Origin of the sequence: Pseudomonas sp. P867 (assembly GCF_019891455.1) — a bacterium.
In the GTDB taxonomy this organism is placed as follows: Bacteria; Pseudomonadota; Gammaproteobacteria; order Pseudomonadales; family Pseudomonadaceae; genus Aquipseudomonas; species Aquipseudomonas synxantha_A.
Map to the genome: position 1 here is coordinate 1 of NZ_JAFLXB010000036.1, position 1617 is coordinate 1617.

Annotated in this window: 1 protein-coding gene; it reads right to left on the reverse strand. The window is 56.3% G+C overall.

What is annotated here, in order from left to right; translation table 11 throughout:
- Positions 1-163 precede the first annotated feature (163 nt).
- Positions 164-1537 carry an IS5/IS1182 family transposase gene (locus J1G33_RS27700; protein ID WP_069553846.1) on the reverse strand — a complete coding sequence of 458 codons (1374 nt, stop codon included), beginning with the start codon at positions 1535-1537 and terminating at the stop codon, positions 164-166.
- Between the last annotated feature and the right edge of the window lie 80 nt (positions 1538-1617).

The window sequence follows — 1617 nt, forward strand, 5'->3', positions numbered from 1 at the left end:
GGCCGATTCTGTTGAAAAAGTCGGATTTTCAGATTGCCTGAACTCAAGCGCGACCACCACTGGAGAACCTACTCACCACATTGAGTGGTTTTTCGGCCCTTCGGTGACCTTCGCTGCTCTGTTATTGGGTTAATTTGAGGTTTTTTGCTTGGTGCAGGCGCACCTATCCCGTGACTGGTGGCCCTTGAGATGAAAATTTGGCCAGCCTTCGCAGGTTCTGCACCGCAGCGGCCAGCGTGAATTCATCCGTCGCGCCACTCATGCCACGTAGTCGCAAGCGATCCAATTTCAGGATGCGCTTGAGGTGGGCAAACAACATTTCGACCTTTTTACGTTCGTGGCGAGAGCGCTGATATGCCGGCGTTGCTGCAATGCACCGAGCCACATCGCGAGCGGCTTCATGGACGCTGCGAGCGATCTTGCGGAACGCAGTGTTCGGGCAGCACTTGGCTTTCATCGGACACGTAGCGCAGTCGGTCTGCCGGGATCGGAAGATGATGGTGTTGGCTTTTGTGACGTGCGAACGCTCGTTTTTGAAGGCTCGCCATTCGCTGCGTAATGGGTTGCCGGCCGGGCAGCGGTATTCCTCGGCCTCTTCACTCCAGTGGAAATCGTTACTCGAAAAGCTGTCGTTCTTGCGCTCGGTTTTGTCCCATACCGGCACATGCGGCTCGATGTCCTTTTCCTCCACCATCCAAGCCAACATCGGCGCTGTGCCGTAAGCGGTGTCGCCGATGAGGCGCTCTGGCTTGATGTTGAACTGCGCTTCGACCCGATCGATCATCGTCTTGGTGCTCTCGACTTCTGCAGTTCGATGAGCCGGTGTGGGTTCCACATCCATGATCACGCCGTGCTCGGTATCGATCAGATAATTCGTGGAGTAAGCGTAGAAAGCTGGGCCGCCTAAAGCAGCGGTCCAGCGGGCTTGAGGATCCGTCAGCGACAGGCGCTTCGGTAGCGTTTCGGCCAAAGCCTCTTCATCGAGGGCTTCAAGGTACTCACGCACGGTGCGGGTGCTCAGGGCCGGATCGCTCCAGTTGACCGGTTCATCACCCGGTACACCGCGCTGCCGGCTGGCATCCGCTTTGATGATGCTGGCGTCCACGGCAAAGCCTTCGCCCTTGACCAGGCCGGCGTCCATGCAGCGACGCAGCACTTCATTAAACAACCAGCGAAATAGATCGCTGTCCCGAAAGCGGCCGTGTCGGTTCTTGGAAAAGGTTGAGTGGTTGGGGACTTCATCTTCAAGGCTCAACCGGCAGAACCAGCGATAAGCTAGGTTCAAATGGGCCTCTTCGCACAACCGCCGTTCGGAGCGGATGCCATAGCAATAGCCGACGATCAGCATCCGAATCATCAGTTCGGGATCAATCGACGGACGCCCAATCGGGCTATAGAAATCGGCGAGGAAATGGCGCAGGTCGCTCAGATCAAGACACTGATCAATGCTGCGCAGAAGGTGATTGGCTGGGATGTGATCTTCAAGATTGAACGAGTAAAACAGTCGCTCCTGCCCACTCGATAACTGTCCCATCATGCTGTGTGATCCCCCTCCGGCCAATGAAGAGATTTTGCCGGAGGCCAGTCAGGGGAGCTACTTTTTCAACAGAATCGGCC

Bases quoted from the DNA above. Each gene is read 5' to 3' on its own strand.
- J1G33_RS27700 (WP_069553846.1), bottom strand. From the start codon at position 1,537: ATGATGGGACAGTTATCGAGTGGGCAGGAGCGACTGTTTTACTCGTTC.